This window comes from Nocardia sp. bgisy134 (assembly GCF_965341865.1).
Classification (GTDB): domain Bacteria; phylum Actinomycetota; class Actinomycetes; order Mycobacteriales; family Mycobacteriaceae; genus Nocardia.
This window is the reverse complement of record NZ_CBDQZP010000005.1, coordinates 133,529-151,594: the sequence shown is the minus strand read 5'-3', so window position 1 is coordinate 151,594 and position 18,066 is coordinate 133,529. Positions and strand designations below refer to the sequence as shown.

At 68.9% G+C, this 18,066-nt stretch carries 8 protein-coding genes; 3 read left to right on the top strand and 5 right to left on the bottom strand.

Annotated features, from left to right (window positions below; genetic code table 11):
* Nucleotides 1-18 precede the first annotated feature (18 nt).
* Both ACRWNM_RS11515 and ACRWNM_RS11510 read left to right on the top strand, forming a co-directional pair.
* Nucleotides 19-3,273, top strand: coding sequence for an arabinosyltransferase domain-containing protein (locus ACRWNM_RS11515; protein WP_431966427.1), 3,255 nt, complete (start codon nt 19-21; stop codon nt 3,271-3,273).
* A gap of 234 nt (nt 3,274-3,507) precedes the next feature.
* Nucleotides 3,508-3,669, top strand: coding sequence for a hypothetical protein (locus ACRWNM_RS11510; protein WP_169810867.1), 162 nt, complete (start codon nt 3,508-3,510; stop codon nt 3,667-3,669).
* Between the two features lie 173 nt (nt 3,670-3,842).
* Here ACRWNM_RS11510 and ACRWNM_RS11505 read toward each other — a convergent pair whose 3' ends face one another.
* Complete coding sequence (locus ACRWNM_RS11505; RefSeq protein ID WP_431966425.1) at nt 3,843-7,178, bottom strand: arabinosyltransferase domain-containing protein; 3,336 nt, start codon at nt 7,176-7,178, stop codon at nt 3,843-3,845.
* A 146-nt stretch (nt 7,179-7,324) separates the two neighbouring features.
* Between ACRWNM_RS11505 and ACRWNM_RS11500 the strand changes: the two genes are divergently transcribed.
* Nucleotides 7,325-7,822, top strand: a complete 498-nt coding sequence (locus ACRWNM_RS11500; protein WP_431966423.1) for a peptidylprolyl isomerase — start codon at nt 7,325-7,327, stop codon at nt 7,820-7,822.
* Between the two features lie 67 nt (nt 7,823-7,889).
* Here ACRWNM_RS11500 and ACRWNM_RS11495 read toward each other — a convergent pair whose 3' ends face one another.
* From ACRWNM_RS11495 to ACRWNM_RS11480, 4 genes are all read right to left on the bottom strand, one after another.
* Nucleotides 7,890-9,437 carry an acyl-CoA carboxylase subunit beta gene (locus ACRWNM_RS11495; protein WP_431966779.1) on the bottom strand — a complete coding sequence of 516 codons (1,548 nt, stop codon included), beginning with the start codon at nt 9,435-9,437 and terminating at the stop codon, nt 7,890-7,892.
* Entirely contained in the window at nt 9,434-14,728 is a 5,295-nt protein-coding gene (gene pks13, locus ACRWNM_RS11490) for a polyketide synthase Pks13 (protein WP_431966421.1), read from the bottom strand. The genes ACRWNM_RS11495 and pks13 overlap by 4 nt, the downstream gene beginning before the upstream one ends.
* A 110-nt stretch (nt 14,729-14,838) precedes the next feature.
* A complete protein-coding gene (gene fadD32, locus ACRWNM_RS11485; protein WP_431966419.1) occupies nt 14,839-16,758 on the bottom strand; it encodes a long-chain-fatty-acid--AMP ligase FadD32 in 1,920 nt (639 codons plus the stop codon).
* Between the two features lie 197 nt (nt 16,759-16,955).
* Nucleotides 16,956-17,975 carry an LLM class F420-dependent oxidoreductase gene (locus ACRWNM_RS11480; protein WP_431966417.1) on the bottom strand — a complete coding sequence of 340 codons (1,020 nt, stop codon included), beginning with the start codon at nt 17,973-17,975 and terminating at the stop codon, nt 16,956-16,958.
* Nucleotides 17,976-18,066 lie beyond the last annotated feature (91 nt).

Here is an 18,066-nt window from a genome sequence, read left to right as displayed (position 1 = left end):
TGGATAGCATGAACGACCGTGCGACCGGACCGATCTTCTCGAGCGTTCACCAGATACCGCCTGATCGCCCTCGTCTCCGGACTTCTCGGATTCGTGCTGGCGCTGCTCACACCGCTGCTGCCGGTGCGGCAGGACCAGGCGACGCTGGACTGGCCCCAGCCGAGCGCCGCCGAGGTCGAGGCGCCGCTGGTGTCGTACGTCCCGCTGCGGCTGGACGCCACGCTGCCGTGCTCGACCCTGCAATCCGGCGCGAGCACGCTGCTGTCCACCATCCCGGTCGCCTCCGGCCAGGCCAGCCCCAAGGGCCTGGTGGTCTCGGTCGCCGGCGGCACGCTCTCGGTGCTGCAACGCGACATTCCGCTGCTGTCCGCGCCGGTGGTCGAGATCGGATCCTGCGGAGGCATCGAGATCTCCTCGACCGCGGCCGCGACCACCGTCGAATTCACCGGAGTCCGACGCGAAGACGGCACCGCCTTCCGCAACACGATCGACCGCGACATCCGCCCGCAGTTGGTCGGCGTGTTCACCGACCTGTCCGCCGAGCAGCTGGGCGGCGCCTGGCTGCACGCCGACATCGACTCGCGGTTCTCCTCCACGCCGAGCGCGCTGAAGCTGGCCGCGATGATCGCGGCCGCGGTCTGCACGATCATCGCGCTCGTCGCACTGCACCTGCTCGACACCGGTGACGGCAGGCGGGCCCGCCGCTTCCTGCCCGCGCACTGGTGGCGGTTCACCCCCGCCGACGGCGTCGTCCTCGGCACCCTGGTGGTCTGGCACGTCATCGGCGCGAACACCTCCGACGACGGATACATCCTCAATATGGCCAGGGCCTCGGAGCATTCGGGCTACATGGCCAACTACTACCGCTGGTTCGCGGTGCCGGAGGCGCCGTTCGGCTGGTCCTACGAGGTGCTGGCCTGGATGACCAAGATCTCCGACGCCAGCCCGTGGATGCGCCTGCCCACGCTGCTCGCCGGAATCGTCTGCTGGCTGGTGATCAGCCGAGAGGTGCTGCCGCGCCTCGGCGCTCGGGTACGCCGCGACCAGGTCGCGCTGTGGACCGCGGGACTGGTCTTCCTCGCCTTCTGGCTCCCCTACGACAACGGACTGCGCCCGGAACCGCTGATCGCCGCGGGCGCGCTGCTCACCTGGTGCTCCATCGAGCGCGCGATCGCCACCGGCAGGCTGCTGCCCGCCGCCGTCGCGGTGCTCATCGCGGCCTTCTCGCTGGCCGCCGGTCCGACCGGCCTGATCTGCGTCGCCGCGCTGATCGCCGGATCGCGGCCGGTGCTGGAGATCATCGTCAAGCGGGCGCGCGGCACGGACACGGACACCGTGCGCGCCAAGGTGTTCCGCTGGTCGGCGTTGCTGTTTCCCGGTCTCGCGGCCGGAACCCTGGTGCTGATCGCGGTTTTCGCCGATCAGACCCTGGCGACCGTGATGGAAGCGACCCGGGTGCGCACCATCGTCGGCCCGAACGTGGCCTGGTTCGACGAGCGCACCCGCTGGGATTCGCTGCTGATGCTCGCGCCGGACGGTTCGCTGTCCCGGCGCTTCGGCGTGCTGATCATGCTGTTGTGCCTGCTGGTCTGTGTGCTCCAAGTGCTGCGCAAGGGCCGCATCCCCGGCACCTCGCGCGGTCCTTCGGTGCGCATCCTCGGCATCGTGTTCGCGTCGCTGTTCCTGATGATGTTCACGCCGACCAAGTGGACCCACCACTTCGGCGTGTACGCGGGTCTGGCCGGATCGCTGGCGGCGCTGGCCGCTGTCGCGGTGGGCACCGCGGCGATTCGCTCCGCGCGCAACCGCGCGCTGTTCGCCGCCGCCGTGCTGTTCCTGCTCGCGATCACCTTCACCGGCTCCAACGGGTGGTGGTACGTGTCCAGCTACGGCGTGCCGTGGTGGGACAAGGCGCCGCTGGTGGCGGGCAAGGGCATCTCGACGCTGTTCCTCGGCCTGACCGGCGTCGCGCTGCTGCTCGCGCTCTGGTTCCACTACCGCGAGCCCTATCGGCGCGAAAGGACGACGCCCGTCAATGGTTTCGACCGGCTGGCCTCCGCGCCGCTGACCGTCGCCGCCGCGCTGCTCGTGCTGTTCGAGTTCGCCTCGCTCGGCAAGGCCGCGGCCACCCAGTACCCGGCGTACTCGATCGCCAAGTCGAATGTCGAGTCGCTGCGCGGCAATCCGTGCGCGCTGGCCGACGAGGTGCTCGTCGAGACCGACACCGCCGATTCGCTGCTGCTGCCCTACGAGGGCGCGCCCGCCGACGGCTTGAACGCCGAGTCGAAGGGCTTCTCCCCCAACGGCGTCGCGAGCGATCTCACCGCCGACGCGGAGGAGACCACGACGGGCGGCGCGAACACGGTGGACAAGGACTCGAAGAACAAGACGACCAACACCACCGGCGCGGGCACCGGCGGCGGCTCCACACAGCAGGCGGGCATCAACGGCAGCTCCGTGGCGCTGCCGTTCGGACTCGACCCCGCGCGCACCCCCGTCATGGGCTCCTACCGGGAGGGCGAGCAGCAGCAGTCCTCGCTGACCTCGCAGTGGTACCGCCTCGACCTCACCGACAGCATGCGAAACGACCCCGCCTACCGGGTGCTGGCCATCACCGCGGCGGGCCGGATCAGGACGGTGGACGCCGACGGCGTGGTGACCTACGGCCAGGACCTGAAGCTGGAGTACGGCACCCGCGGCCCCGAGGGGGCGGTGACCACGCTCGGCTCGGTGCAACCGCTCGACATCGGCCCGGCCCCCTCCTGGCGCAACCTCCGTGTGCCGCTGGATCAGCTGCCCGTCGAAGCGAACGCGGTGCGCTTGGTCGCCGTCGACAACGACATCACCTCCAAGCAGTGGCTCGCTGTCACCCCGCCCCGCCTGCCCCGGTTGTCGACCCTCAACTCGGTTGTCGGACAGACAGATCCGGTACTGCTGGACTGGCACGTCGGGCTGGCGTTCCCGTGCCAGCGGCCGTTCGACCACCACGACGGCGTCGCCGAGACGCCCAAGTGGCGCATCCTGCCCGACCGGGTCGGCTCCGACGCCTCCAACGCCTGGCAGGACGACATCGGCGGCGGCCCACTCGGCTGGACCGGACTGCTGACGAAGGCCGAGACAGTGCCCAGCTATCTGGACCACGACTGGGCCCGTGATTGGGGTTCGCTGGAACAGTTCACGCCCTACGCCCCGGACGCCGTGCCCGCCCAGATCGGCGTCACCGAGGTGACGCGCGGCGGGCTCGCGCAGGACGACCCGATCCGGGTGCGCTGAACCCGGCCGGGAATCCGCCGCGATAACGGCGAGCCGGACGCCGAACGGGTCGCGGGTCGCCTACCGAAGGGGGAGGCTGGACGGTCGGTTTCGAACCGCCGTCCTGCCGCGACCCCTCGTCTCGGGGCGCCCGCGAAACCCGCTGACGCACTGTCGGTTTCGGCGAGGTGACACCTCCGTAACCGATGATTCGAATACGAGACGCGGGCGCGTTCGGACCGTAATCTTGTGAGCATGACAGCAGCCTTCGATGACATGGATCTGCGCGATCTCGTCGATCTGCTCACCGACGAGGAAAAGCGCGAAATACGCCCTGCGGTGCAGCGGGTGCTCGGCCGCCTCCCTTCCCAGGAGGTCCTGCGCCGCGAACTCGGGCGCCGCATGCTCGAGGTCTGAGCCGAACCCACCTACCCCCACGGCAACGCGGCTGACGCCGAAAAGCCGTGTTCAGCAGACTGCCCGGAAAACCTTCGCTACCGAGACTCCTGGAACACTCCCCCCCATACATCACAGGGCCGTGATGTCGGTTGTTCACCGACGCCACGGCCCTGCTTACTGTTCGGGTCCGGTCAGAACACTCGCATGTCTCCCGGCGACCACATGCCGGACCGGTTCGCGGTGCCCGTCTCGAGGCGGGCGGGCTTCGCGTTCGGGTCGTACTGGTCGTAGCGCTCCAGCGAACCCCAGTCGCGCGCCCAGTCGTCCTTCATGTAGGTCGGCATGGTGGTCGACTTGGCCAGCATTTGCGCGAAGCCGAGCGGACCGCCGAATTCCTCGGCCTGCCAGGTGTTGGTGGAGCTGATGGCCAGCGGACGGTCCGGCAGGATGCGGAACTTCGGCACCTCGGCCACGCCGTTCTCGTGGTAGAACGGCCGCTGGCACGGGAACTGCAGGCCGACGGCCCAGTCCAGCAGGATCGGCTGCTGCGAACCGAGGAAGTCGTTGAGCGACTTCAGCTTCGGCATCCGCGGCGGGGTGAACGCCAGCCACTGGTCACCGATCAGAATCCGGTCCTCGGCGACGATGCGCACGGTATCGGCCTCCGGCGCGATCTCGTCCAGCGGCACCCGCAGGTTGCGCCAGGACGGGAACGGGCCGATATCGCGCGGCAGGTACGTGCCGAGCTTCTCCACCGAGCCGTCGGGCAGGCGGCGACCGTAGTCCACGGTCAGCGACTGGCCGTACTTCATCGCGCCGGTGTCGTCGAAGGACATGATGCGTCCGGCGGCCGAGATCACCACCAGCGGGCGGTCGGCCGATCGCGCGGGCAGTTCGTACCAGCTCGAGGTCAGTGCGGCCGGTTGCTGCATGCCTTCCTGGTAGCTGCCCATGATCGGGGTCGTCGAGGGGTCGAGGCCGAACGGCAGCGCGACGGTGCTGCCGTTCACGCCACGCACACCCTGGCCGCCGCCGGTGCCCGCGCTCTCGCCCTCGGCGAAGGCCGCGCCGACCGACTGGGTGGAGGTGTTGCCGGTGCCCGGCTTCACCTCGACGCTGTCGGCGGACAGGTCGTCCGGCACGCCGTTGGGATCGAAGCCCACCGGCTTGCCGCCGCCAAGCGCGTCGTCGTTGGCGGGCGGGTTGGCCGGATCGATGATCGGCGTCAGCCTGCCCCCGTTCGGGTCGGTCTCCACCAGCACGTCGTTGGCCAGGCCGCACATATTGCCGCCCAGGGCGTCGAAGTTGGAGCGGGCCAGCGAGTACGCCGGGTACTGCGAGTAGGCGCCCTTGGCCAGCGACGCCACCTCCAGCAACACCATCAGCGCGGCGACGACGGTCAGCGGGACCGCGGCGAACTTGCGGATTCGCCTGCCGCGCACGGTTCTCGCCGACGGCTGCGGCTTGGTGTAGTCCTCACGCAGCGCGAACCAGGCGACCAGTGCGAGCGCGAGACCGAAAAGAACAAGCATCAGCGTGTTCGACGAGTAGCCGCTCAGCGAGATCTGCTTGTCGAACCACGGCACGCCGAAGCTGGAGACGTACCAGTAGCCGTTGATGCCGGAGAACGCGATCGCCAGCACGAACAGCAGACCCGCGAGGAAGATGGCCCGGTTCTTACGGGCCCGCAACGCGCTGGCCGAGACCGCGACCGCGGTGACCGCGGCCAGCGAACCGGCGATGCCCGCGTACGCGCCGAAGTGGTGGGTCCACTTCGTCGGGTTGAACATCATGAAGAAGATCGTGCCGAGGACGATGCCCATCAGCCGCCACGTCGGGCCGCTCGCGATGCCGGGCACCCGCCTGCGCCGCAGCAGTACCAGCATGGTGGTGAACAGGCACAGCAGCATGACGAGGAAGGCGAAGCGGCGGGAGAGCGAGCCGTCCACCGTCTCCACGAACAGGTAGTAGTAGCGCAGGTAGTCCTCGTACCAGGCCAGGTTCGGGCCGGTGGCCTGACGGACCCGGTTCGCTTCCTGGATGCCCGCGAAGGTCTGATCGCTGTAGACCGCCGTCAACACCAGCAGGCCCGCCGCCGCGATCGGCGCGAGCAACGGCAGCGCGCCGTGTTCGCGGTGACGGCGCACCACGACCCGCACCAGCGGCCGGATACCGGCGAGCAGCGCGGCGATACACATCAGACCGGTCGGCGCCGCCGCCAGCGTGAAGGCGGCGATCAGCACCGCCGCCGCGGCGGGCAGCAGGCGGCTGGTCGCGATGGCGCGCTCGATCGAAACCCAGGTCAGCAGGGCGCCGAGCGCGACGATCGGCTCCGAGCGCAAACCGTTGTCGAACGGCAGCCAGAAGGCGAGGAACACCAGGCCGCCGGTCCACAGCGCCACCTTGTTGGTGCGCACGCCGCGCCCGAGGCGGGGCACCACCTCGCGGCTGATCACCATCCAGCAGAGGATGGCGCAGCACAGCGCGGGCAGGCGCACCCACGGGCTGGCCGTGGAGATCTCCGCGAACACCTGGATCACGTAGTAGTACCAGCCGAACGGCGCCTCGGGGACGCCGTACCAGCGGAAGTAGTTGGCCATGTAGCCCGCGTCCGGGGCCACCCGCACCATGCTCAGGATGTAGCCGTCGTCGGAGGTGTTGGCCCCGACGAAGTGCCACAGCAGCAGGGTGCCGATCACGGCGCCGTCGGCCCAGGTCGGCTTCAGCCAGTGCGCGGGCAGGAAACGGCGGTGGCCGCGGCCATCGCTGCCGTCGAGGCGGGCCAGCGCGGCGAGGGCGACGAGCGTACAGAGCACCGCGGCAATCATCGCGATCAGCTTGACGAGCGTCGGGCTGGTGCTGAACCGGGTGTCGACGGTCATGTCGAAGGACAGACCGGCGGGCACCGCGCCCTTCAGATCCGAGAAGACGCCGACCACCTGCGGCCGGAAATCACCGGGCATCTGGCCCTCGGCGGGCACCTGCACCGTCTCGGTCTGCCCGGGCGCGCCGCCCTCGACGGGACGGTCGACCTTCAGCATCATGCCCTGGAACGCGGCGAAGGTGCGGTGGTGATCCGACGTGATGACGATCGAGGAGCACTCGCCCATCCGTGCCCGCTCGGCCGAGGCCACCACCGCGTTGCGGTTCACCACGTCGACGGACGTATCGGAGACCCGGACGAAGATCGCCTCCAGCGCCGCGCGGTCGCCCTGCGGCGGCGCGGTCGCCAGCAGCATGCCGCCCTGCTCGGGCAGTGCCGCCACCGACGAACACGGGATGCTCGCCCGCAGGTCGGTCGGCACCTGCGACATCAGCGGCGCCTGCACGTTGCCGAGCGTGCCGCCCTGCGGCCATTTCAGCACCGCCGTGGTCTGCTCGACGGGCAGGAACGGCGTGGCCAGCGCCAGCAGCGCCCCGAGCACACCGGCCACCAGCGCGACTATTCGCGCCGCCCGAAAATCCTTCGGTCGGACTTCGGGTGCGGCGGGAGGCTTCGTCAAGACAGCAGTAGCGACGTCGGGCACGGTTCGCAATGCTAGCGGGTAACGGGACGACGACGGGTCCCGGAAGCGCGCGACGAGTTCATCGAATTTCGGGCCGAGGGTACTTTTCGCCCCGAAAGTGGACCCGACTTGGTGACCCAATACCCGGTGAATGGAAAGGTGTGGGTATGACCAAGGTGAATCTCGAGACGAATTTCGGAGCGATCGTCCTGGAGTTGGACGCGGAGAAGGCGCCCAAGACGGTGCAGAACTTCGTGGACTACGTGAACGCCGGCCACTACGACGGCACGATTTTCCACCGCGTGATCCCGAACTTCATGATCCAGGGCGGCGGTTTCCAGCCCGACATGCGCCAGAAGGGCACCAACGCCCCCATCCAGAACGAGGCGAACAACGGCCTCAAGAACAACAAGTACACGGTCGCGATGGCCCGCACCAACGACCCGCACTCGGCCACCGCTCAGTTCTTCATCAACGTCGCGAACAACGACTTCCTGAACCACTCGGCTCCCACCCCGTCCGGCTGGGGCTACACGGTGTTCGGCTCCGTCGTCGAGGGCACCGAGGTGGTCGACAAGATCGCCGGCGTGGCCACCGGCTCGGCGGGTATGCACCAGGACGTGCCGCTCGACTCGGTTGTCATCACGTCCGCGAAGATCGGCTGACGACCGTAGGAAACGCGAATCGGGCCGTCTCCCCAGGGAGTACGGCCCGATTCCAGTTCACCACGAATTACAGCGGCAGCAGATGGTGCTTGCGCGGGTTGCGCGCGAGCTGCTTGTCCCGCAGCAGATGCAACGCCCTGCGTAGCTCCAGCCGGGTGCTGGACGGCTCGATGACGGCATCGATGTATCCGCGCTCGGCGGCCACCCACGGCGTCGCCACGGTCGCGTTGTAGAAGTCGATCATCTGCTTGCGCACCGCGGCGCGCTGCGCCTCCGGCGCGGCCTCGATCTGTTTCGCCCCGATCAGGCTCACGGCGCTCTCCGCGCCCATCACCGCGATGCGGGCCGTCGGCCAGGCCAGGTTCACGTCGGCGCCGAGCTGCTTGGAGCCCATCACCGCGTAGCCGCCGCCATAGGACTTGCGAATCACCACCGTGACCTTGGGCACGGTCGCCTCCACGAAGGAGAACAGGAAGCGTCCGCCGCGCTTGATGACGCCGATCTTCTCCTGCTCCACGCCGGGCAGGAACCCGGGCGTGTCGACCACGAAGACGAGCGGGAGCTCGAAGGCGTCGCAGAGCCGGACGAAGTGCGCCGCCTTGTCCGAGGCGCGGGCGTCGAGCGCACCGGCGTACACCATCGGCTGATTGGCGACGACGCCGACGCTGCGGCCGTCCACCCGGGCGAAGCCGGTGATGATATTGCGCCCCGCGCTCGCGCCGACCTCGTGAAAATCGCCGTCGTCGAAGATGCGCAGCAGGATCTCGTGCATGTCGTAGCCCGCGTTGTCGGAGTCCGGCACGAGCGAGTCCAGCTCGCGATCGGTGTCGGTGGGCTCCGGCTCCAGGCCGGGATTCACGATCGGGGCCAGCTCCTGGCAGCTCGTCGGCAGGAAGCCGAGGTACTCGCGCACCCACTGGAACGCGGCCGTCTCGTCCTTGGCGACGTGATGGATGTTGCCGTACTCGGCCTGGCTCTGCGCGCCGCCCAGCTCCTCGAGGCTCACGTCCTCGCCGGTGACCTCGCGGATCACCTTCGGTCCGGTGACGAACATGTACGCCTCTTCGGTCGCCACCACCACATCGGTGTTGATCGGGGCGTACACCGCGCCGCCCGCGCACTTGCCGAGGATCATCGAGATCTGCGGCACCAGGCCGGACAGCGGCTCCTGGCGCCGACCGAGTTCCGCGTACCAGGCCAGCGAGGTGACGGCCTCCTGGACGCGCGCGCCGCCGGAGTCGTTGATGCCGACGACCGGGCAGCCGACCTTGGCGGCGTACTCCAGGATGTAGGCGACCTTGCGGCCGAACATCTCGCCGACCGACCCGCCGTACACGGTCTGGTCGTGGGAGAACACCGCCACCGGTCTACCGTCCACCAGGCCGTGTCCGGTGACGACGCCGTCGCCGTACAGCGCGGCGGGATCACCCGGCTTGCGCACCAGCGCGCCGAGTTCCACGAAGGTTCCCGGATCGATCAGCATGTTGATCCGGTCGCGGGCGCTGGGAATACCTTTCTTGGCCCGCTTCGCGACTCCCGCTTCCCCCGCCGGTTCCTGCGCCAGTTCGAGACGTTTACGCAGGTCGGCGAGTTTTTCGGCAGTAGTGCTCACTATGCGCCTTTCGCCTCGATTTCCCCGAGCTTCGCGGTCAGGTCGGTACCGATCCTGCCGATCCGCGGCTCGTCGACGATCTGCAAATGATCACCGGGAATGTGCACGATCTCGAGGCTCTCGATGTACTCGTCCCAGCCGCCGTTCGGGCGCCGGTCCGCGTAGCGGGGCTCCAGCTCGATGGCGCCGTCGTGGTAGCGATCGGCGAGGTAGAGCACGACGTCGCCGTCGTAGCGACTCGGCTGGATCTGTTGCAGCGCCCGCTGTTCGATCCAGGAGGTGCGCTGGTGTTCGAGTACGCCGCCCGGAATCTTCGCACCGCTCATCTTGATGAGGTCGGTGATCATCTTGTACTGCTCTTCGTCACTGGCGGCGGCCAGTTCTTCGATCTGCCCGCGATCCAGCTCGCCGGGGACGTTGTAGGTCTTCCTGGCGAAGACCTGGAAACGCTCGATCCGGCGCACCCGCTCGGCGGGGCTGTTGTCCTCGTTCTGGACCGGGATCGCCAGGTCGATCAGGCCGACCAGCCGCACGTCCGCGCCCTCGGCCCGCAGCAGCTGCGCGACCTGCAGCGCCAGGACCGCGCCAAGCGACCAGCCGTACAGCACGTACGGTCCGTTGCCCTGCAACTTGCGCAGCTCGGGCAGGTACTGGCGGGCCCGCTCCTCGATGGAGCCGTCGACTCGCTCGAAGCCGTACATCGGCGTGTCGGCGGGCAGCCGCTTGAGCAGCGGCTCGTACACCAGGGTGTTGCCACCGGCGGGGTGGAACACGAAGACCGGCACCGCGTTCGACCCCTCGGCGCGCGCACGCAGCGGCCGGACGAAACCGTCCACGTCGGCGCCGCTGTCCTGGAGCTGGCGCACCACGTCGGCCAGCTGTTCGATCGTCTCGCAGTCGAGCACGTCGTCGAGGGTGACCTCGGCACCGACCCGCTCGGTGAGGCGAGCCGCCAGCTTCTCGGCGACCTCTTCCTCCAGGATCGGCAGGGTGTTGAAGATGCCGCCCGCCGACTTGCCGGTGACGACCGCCCAGCTGGCGAAGGTCAACCGCTCGGCGGCGTCGCGCGGCGGCACATCGTCGTCGGCGGCGGAGCTCTCCGTCTGGCCGCCGAACACCGCGGCCGCCTCGGCAGGAGCGACGGCCGGGGTCGCCTGCTGCGCCGCGGCGGCAGGAGCGGCCTGCGGCGCCGCGGCGGCCGATTCGGCTTCGGCGACGATCTTCTCCGCCTCGGCCTGGACCGTGGTGTTCTCGGCGTCCAGCCCGGGCACCGGCGCGCCCGCGGCCTTCACCGCCGCGGCCGGGTCAACGCCCGACTCCAGCGCCGAACGCGCCGCCGCGAGAACATTGCCGTCGACGGCGATCTCCTCACCCGCGGCCTGCTTGTCGGCGATGGCCTGCACCTCGTCGCGGTGCTCGATGGCGTAGCGCAGCACCTTGCCGACCTCGTTGAGGTTGGCGTCGCGCACGGCCTGGATCTGCAACTGCGGGATGTCGAATTCGTACTCGACGCGGTTCTTGATGCGCATGGCCATCAGCGAGTCCAGACCCAGCTCCATGAGCGGGATCTCCATCGGCAGGTCCTCGACGGCGTAGCCCATGGACTCGGCGACGATGATCGCCAGCCGATCCTCGATGGTCTGGCTGCCGTGGGGATCCCAGCGGTCGCCGAAGGTCTCCACGACCTCGGCCTCCGCCACGGTCGCCACAGCGGTCTCGGTGACCGGTTGCGCCACAGCGGTTTCCGGCAGCGCGGCGCCGGAGGTGACAACGGCCTCGAACAGCAGGCGGAAGGCGTTGCCCTCCTTGGCGTGTACCTGCGCCGACGCGCCGCCGAGGTGCGGGGTCAGCGTGGTGGTCAGCGTTCCGGCGGCGGGCAGCGCGGCGTGGGTGATCGAAGCACCCACCGCGACATCGCTGAGCACCTGCGCCGCGGCGGAATTCACCAGCGCGGCCAGATCGGTGACGACGCCCGCCTGCACCTCCCAGACGTGGCGGCCGTCCGGCAGCGCGACGTGCGCACCGGGAACCCTGGTGTTGCCGCTGCCGCTGGACATCCGGCTCTGCGGCCAGAACTCCTTGCGCACGAACACCGTTCGCGGCACATCGGCGTACTCGCCCGCGGGCAGCAGCGAGGACAGGTCGACGGCGTGGCCGTGCACGTAGAGCTGGGCCAGCGCGGAGATCACGCCCGCAGGCTCGTCTTCCTTGCGCTTGAGCGTCGGGATGAGCTGCGCGTCGTGCAGCCCGGCCGCGAAGGTGGTGCCGAGAACCTGCATCAGCGCAACGGAATTGGGCGCGAGCTCCAGGAACGTGGTGTGCCCGGAGTCCACCGCGAGCTTCACCGCGTTGGTGAAGTACACGCTGTGGCGCATGTTCTTGACCCAGTAGTCCTCGTCGTGGATCGGGTCGTGGCCGGGACGGTAGAACTGCTCCTTGTTCACCGTCGAGTACAGGCCCGCCTTCATGCGGGTCGGCTCGATGCCCGCCAGTTCCGCGGCCAGCTCGCCGAGCAGCGGATCCATCTGCGAGGTGTGGCCCGCGCCGCGGGTCTGGAGCACGCGGGCGAACTTGCCCGCCTCCTCGACCTTGGCGACGATCGCCTGCACCTGGTCGGTCGGGCCGCCGATCACCGTGTTGGTCGGCGCGGCGTACACCGCGACCTCCACGTCCGGGTACTCCGGCAGCATGGCCTCGATGTCCGCGGCGCTCAGTTCGACGAGCGCCATGTTGCGCACGTCAGCGTCGGTGATCATCGCCTCGCCCTCGCCCATCAGGCGCGAACGGGCGCAGATCACCCGCACCGCGTCCTCGAGCGCGAGGCCGCCCGCGATGTACGCGCCCGCGACCTCACCCATCGAGTGGCCGACGACGGCGGTGGGCTCGGCGCCGTGCGCGCGCAGCAGCGCGGCGAGACCGATCTGGATGGTGAAGATGCCGACCTGCGAGGTGCCGACGTTGTAGTCCTGGGCGTCGTCCAGGATCAGCTCGCGCACCGAGTAACCGGCCTCGTCCTGCACCAGCTCGTCGACCTCGTCGACGGTGGCGCGGAAGATCGCGTTCTCCAGGTAGAGCTGCTTGCCCATCTTGCGGTGCTGCGCGCCGAAACCGGCGAGCACCCAGACCGGGCCCTGCGCGGCGGGAGCGTCGGCGGTGAACACGCCGGTACCCGGCTTGCCCGCGGCGATGGCGCGCAGACCGGCGATCGCCTCCTCGTGCGTCTTGGCGAGCACGACGCCGCGCGAACGCCAGTGGCTGCGCTTGGCCAGCGAACGGGCCACGTCGGCGAGCGGGACGTCGCGACCCGCGCCGGACTCCAGCCAGTCGGCCAGCACGGCGGCGGCGCGCTTGCGCCGGGAGGGCAGGTAGCCGGACACCGCGAGGATCACCGGCAGCGGCTCTTCGCGGTCCGTCGACCACTCGGCGGGCGCCTCCGCGGCTTCCGCCCCGGCCTCGGCGACGATCTCGGTGGCCTCCGCGACCACGTCGGTGGTCTCGTCGTCCAGGTTCTGCTCAGCAGAAAGCTCGGAGGACGCAGCCTCAGCGGGCGCGGCAGCGGCCGCCACGTCCTCCTGAAGTGCGGGCGCGGCAGCGGCCGCCACGTATTCCTGAAGCACGACGTGCGCGTTGGTGCCGCCGAAACCGAAGCCGGAGATGCCGACGGTGGCGACGCCGCTGTAGCGCGGGAACTCGGTCGGCGCGTCGACCACCTTCAGGTGCGCCTGCTCGAACGGGATGTACGGGTTCGGGCCCGCGTAGTTGAGGTTCGGCGGAATGACGTTGTGCTGGAACGCCATCACCACCTTCGCCAGGGCGGGCACGCCCGCGCCGGACTCGAGGTGGCCGAAGTTGGTCTTGGCCGAACCGAGCAGCGCGGGCTTGTCGGCGTCGCGGCCGCGGCCGACCACCCGGCCGAGCGCGTCCGCCTCGATCGGGTCGCCGATCAGGGTGCCGGTGCCGTGCGCCTCGATGTAGTCGACGGTGGAGGGCTTGATGCCCGCGTCGCGGTAGGCGGCGCGCAGCACGTCGGCCTGGGCGTCCGGGTTCGGCGCGAACAGACCGTTGGAACGGCCGTCGTTGTTCACCGCGGAACCCTTGATGACCGCGTAGATCTTGTCGCCGTCCCGTTCGGCGTCGGCCACGCGCTTGAGCACCACGAGGCCGGCGCCCTCGGAGCGGACGAAGCCGTCGGCGTCGGCGGAGAAAGCCTTGATCCGGCCGTTCGCGGCGATCGCGCCGTTCTTCTCGAAGCCGAGCGTGGCCACCGGAGCCAGGATCATGTTCACGCCACCGGCCAGCGCCAGGTCGGCGTCGCCGTCGCGCAGCGCGCGCACAGCCTGGTGCACGGCGACGATCGTGGACGAGCACGCCGTGTCGACGGTGACCGAGGGGCCGCGGAAGTCGAAGAAGTAAGAGACGCGGTTGGCGATGATGCCCGTCGACGCGCCGAGCAGCGCGTAGGCCTCCGCCGAGATGGGCAGGTTCGGGTCACGATCGCCGAGACCGAGCGCGGCGATCAACTGGAAGTCCTGGGTGGACGAGCCGACGAACATGCCGACCGACTCGCCCTTGAGCTCGCTGGCCGGAATCCTGGCGTGCTCGAGCGCCTCCCAGGTGAGCTCCATCATCAGGCGCTGCTGCGGGTCGACCCGCTCGACCTCGATCGGCGACATCGCGAAGAACTCCGCGTCGAAGCCCTTGACCACGTCCTGATCCAGGTAGCCGCCGAGGGTGTTGCTCCCCTCGACGATCTGCTTCATGTTCGGGTCGGCGGTGAACTCTTCCCAGCGACCTTCCGGCAGCTCCCGGATCGCGTCGCCGCGATTGATCAGGAACTCCCAGGTCGACTCCGGGGTGTCGCCCGCGCCGGGCAGCCTGGTGGACAGACCGACGATCGCGATGTCGTGCGCCTCGCCGGGGGTGTAGCCGGCGGTGTAGAAAGAGTCGTCGGCCGACTCCTCGGGCGCCTCGGGCTCACCGTTGACGATGACCTCGGCCAGCGACGCGATGGTCGGGTGCTGGTAGACGACGGTCGCCGTGAGCACCACACCGGTGAGTTCCTCGATGTCGCCGCCGAGGGCGAGGGCGTCGCGCGAGGCGAGCCCGAATTCCTCCATCGGCCGATCCACCGTGATCTGCTCGATCGGCTGGCCGGTCGCGTCGGCGACCCAGCGGCGCAACCACTCTCGCAGTTCGTTCACCGACATGTCGGCGGTGGCGGGCGCGGCCGTGCCTTCCGTGGCGGCGGACGCGGTTTCGGTCGTCTGGGTGGGCGTGCCCTCGTTGTCAGCCATCAATTCCTCAAGCTACCTGTCTGCGTACCGGGCGCGCCGTGGATTGACGCTCGGCGTGGATGAGATCCGCGCCGAGCGTCGATGATCGGCCTCTAACTCACCCTGGGCAATTACTCTTCCGGTGCATCGGGGAAAGCCTGCTGGGTGTAACCGCCCCGCAAGGTTCCCTCCAGATAAGCAGTCTTGCAGGCGCGCCGGGCGATCTTGCCGCTGGAGGTGCGCGGGATCGAGCCCGCGGGCACCAGCAGCACGTCGCGCACGGTGACGCCGTGGCGCTGCGAGACCGCCGCGCGCACCGCGTCGGCGATCGGCAGCGGATCGGCCTTGCCCGCGCCAGGCCCGCGCTCGCCGACGATGACGAGCTGCTCGGAGGCGTCGTCGGCGTCGAAGGACTTCAGGCCCGAGTGGCTGCCCTGCTCGAAGACCTCGGCGGGCAGCTGGTTGGCGGGCACCGCGAACGCGGCGACGAAGCCGGGGCGCAGCGCCTTGCTGGCTTCCTGCGCCGAGTACTCGAGGTCCTGCGGGTAGTGGTTGCGGCCGTCCACGATCACCAGGTCCTTCACGCGGCCGGTGATGTACAGCTCGCCCTCGAAGTACACGCCGTAGTCGCCGGTGCGCATCCAGTGCGCGTCGGACTCGGCGCCCTCGGTGTGGCTGCCCTCGACGAGCGGCTCGGTGATCTTGTTCTGGAAGGTCTTCGCGGTTTCCTCGGGCCTGCCCCAGTAGCCGATGCCCATGTTGTTGCCGTGCAGCCAGATCTCGCCGACCCGGCCGTCGGGCAGCTCGTGGCCGCCGCCGTCGTTCTCGACGGTCTCCGGGTCCACGATCACGGCCCACTGCGACCGGGCCACGTAACCGCAGGACACCTGCGCGATGGCGGCCTCGGCGTCCTGCTCGACCTTCACCATCCGGCCGGCATTGAGCTCGTTGCGGTCCACGTAGACGACCTTGGCCTCGTCCTCGGCCTTGGTCGCCGAGACGAACAGGGTCGCCTCGGCCATGCCGTAGCAGGGCTTGATGGCGGTCTTGGGCAGGCCGAACGGCGCGAAGGCCTCGTTGAACTTCCGCATCGAGGAGGTGGTGACCGGCTCGCTGCCGTTGATCAGGCCGATGACGTTCGACAGATCCAGCGACTCGCCCGGCTTCGGCAGACCGCGCGCCGCGGCGTGCTCGAAGGCGAAGTTCGGTGCGGCGGCGAAGGTTCCGGCGCCGTCGGAGACCGCGGCCAGTTCCTTGATCCAGCGGTACGGGCGGCGCACGAACGCGCTCGGCGACATGATGGTGATGTACTTGCCGCCCACCGCGGGCAGGATCACCGTCAGCAGGCCCATGTCGTGGAACAGCGGCAGCCAGGTGACGCCGCGCGAGTTCCAGTCCAGATTGATGGAGTGGACCATCTGCAGCAGGTTGGTGCCGACGGCGCGGTGGGTGATCTCCACGCCGGCCGGTACCCGGGTCGAGCCCGAGGTGTACTGCAGGTAGGCGATGTCGTCGATCTTGATGTCCGGGCGCACCCAGGTCTCGCCGACGCTGTCGGGGATCGCGTCGACGGCGATGATGCGCGGGCGCTGCGCGGCGGGTAGCGCGCGGAAGAACTGACGCACCCCGGCCGCGGAGGAGCTCGCGGTCAGGATGGCGGAGGGCTCACAGTCGCCGAGCACGGCGTGCAGGCGGTCGGTGTGGCCGGGCTCGTCCGGGTCGAACAGCGGCACCGAGATGGTGCCCGCGTAGATGGCGGCGAAGAAGGAGACCACGTAGTCGAGGCCCTGCGGAGCCAGGATCGCGACACGGTCGCCCCGCTTGGTCACCTGCTGCAGTCGGGCGGCCACCGCGCGCAGCCGGACACCGAATTGCTGCCACGTCAGCTCGTGTACCTCACCATCGCGTTCCCGCGAGTAGTCGATGTAGCGGTACGCGAGCGTGTTCGCGTCGTTGCGGGTGTGCTTCTCGACGTGATCGACCAGGGTGTGATCCTCGGGAATACGGATGTTCCCGGTCTCGTCCAGGTAGTCGTCGAAAGTCTCGTCCATTCCTTCTTCTCCTCCGAGGCACACGCAGCAAGACGGCGGCACCGCCGCCCGTCACCTACCTGTGAGGCCCCGACTCGCTTTCGCCCGCGGGTGCTCTTCGTCTTAGAGCCGAACCTGCAGATTTTCACGCGGTCTGCGCGGTGACCGCTATCGGCTAAATGTTCTCAAACCAGAGTCATGTTACAGAGAAGACCGGGTCACTCGTCCCGCAGCAGGGGGATAACCGGTGCGAACGCGTCCATCTGGGTGGGGAACACCCCGACATACGACATCGAAGTGAGTTGTCGCACACGACGGATCTGTTCGGCGATCTCCTCGAACGTTCCGATCGCCACGTAAGGCGAATTCAGAATGTCCTCGACCGAGAGCTTGGTGTCCACCTCGAGATCGGGGTGCAGACCGCGCTCGATGGCCGAGAGCGCCATCTCGGCGGTCTTCTCCCGATCGTCGGTGATGACGATCGCGGTGATGGCCCAGTTCAGCTCGATCTGATCGAACCGCTCGCCCGCGGCCTCCTTGATCAGATTCACCTTCTCGATGGTCTTCTCCATGGTGATGCCGGAGAGCAGACCCTTGCCGTTCTTGGTGGTGACCGGAACGACGGAGATGATGTCGGCGTGCTTGGCGGCCAGGCGCAGCATCTTCGGTCCGCCGCCGCCGGTGCAGATCGGCGGGCGCGGGCCCTGCCGCGGACGCGGGGTGCCCTTGATGCCGTTGACCTGGTAGTACTTGCCCTCGAAGGTGCATTCCTGACCGCGCAGCAGCACATCCAGAATGGTCAGCGCCTCGTCGAGCTTGGCGAGACGCACGCCCGGGGAGTCGTAGACCAAGCCCGCGGCCTGGTACTCGTCCTGCTTCCAGCCCGCGCCGAGGCCCACCTCGAGACGGCCCTTCGACAGCACGTCGATGGTGGCCAGATCCTTGGCGAGCACCACGGGGTGCCGGAAACCGTTGGCGAGCACCGAGGTTCCGAGGCGGATCTTCTCGGTGGCCTGGGTCAGTGCGCCGAGCGCGGCGATCGGACCGATCTGGTCACCGAGGTGATCCGGCACGACGAAGGTGTCGTAGCCGTACTCCTCGGCCTGCTGCGCCGTCTGAACGAACTTGCGGGCTCCGCCCTCTTGCTTGTTCCCCTCGCCCGCAGCCGCGAAGCGAAAAGGACGCAACGGGGTGCCCAATGCGGTCAGCTCACCGGCCGTGGCGGCGGCTTGTGTCATGAACTCATGCTCCTGGCTGTAAGGAAATGCGGCGCGAATCCCGCCCCCGATACTGGGGGGTAGTCGCGATCATCAGCGCACTTTACAACGT

Excerpts from the sequence above, each read along its gene's own strand:
- fadD32 (WP_431966419.1), bottom strand. The coding sequence starts at position 16,758 with ATGGACGAGACTTTCGACGACTACCTGGACGAGACCGGGAACATCCGT.
- pks13 (WP_431966421.1), bottom strand. The coding sequence starts at position 14,728 with ATGGCTGACAACGAGGGCACGCCCACCCAGACGACCGAAACCGCGTCC.
- ACRWNM_RS11510 (WP_169810867.1), top strand. The coding sequence starts at position 3,508 with ATGACAGCAGCCTTCGATGACATGGATCTGCGCGATCTCGTCGATCTG.
- ACRWNM_RS11500 (WP_431966423.1), top strand. The coding sequence starts at position 7,325 with ATGACCAAGGTGAATCTCGAGACGAATTTCGGAGCGATCGTCCTGGAG.
- ACRWNM_RS11480 (WP_431966417.1), bottom strand. The coding sequence starts at position 17,975 with ATGACACAAGCCGCCGCCACGGCCGGTGAGCTGACCGCATTGGGCACC.